The organism is Sedimentibacter sp. B4 (assembly GCF_000309315.1).
Classification (GTDB): Bacteria; Bacillota; Clostridia; order Tissierellales; family Sedimentibacteraceae; genus Sedimentibacter; species Sedimentibacter saalensis.
Genome location: NZ_CANG01000878.1, coordinates 1 through 381, shown reverse-complemented (window position 1 = coordinate 381; position 381 = coordinate 1). Strand labels below are relative to the sequence as shown.

At 68.8% G+C, this 381-nt stretch carries 1 protein-coding gene; it reads left to right on the top strand.

Features of this window, described 5'->3' with window-relative positions; translation table 11 throughout:
* Positions 1-364 (top strand): hypothetical protein (locus tag BN358_RS27090; RefSeq protein ID WP_232233306.1); only part of this gene is annotated, 364 nt, incomplete at its 5' end.
* Between the last annotated feature and the right edge of the window lie 17 nt (positions 365-381).

Below are 381 nucleotides of genomic sequence, written 5' to 3'. Positions count from 1 at the left end.
CAGCCGACGGTTCCTCGGCCGGCCATCCCTGGTTGATGAGGCTGAACTCCGGCGGCTCATGCCGCCGGGGGCGATGGACCAGGCTGCGTCCGTCCGGACCGTTTCGTCCATCGAGGACTCGAAGACCCACCGGCTGCCGCGGTACACCGAGAACGAGGTTGGCCTGATGCTTGCGCACGCCTGTGGAGCTCGCTCCGCCGAGGATTTCAGCTACCTCAGCTTGCACGCCCAACGCCGGGCCATCTGCGAACTGCGGACGCGGTCGGTCTCCTACGCACAGATCGCGAGGGCTACCGGGCTGAGCAACTCCCGCGTTCGACGGGTACACATCGCGGGCGAGTGGACGGCGCGCGCGGTGGCCTGATCGGCGTCGCTTCCCGG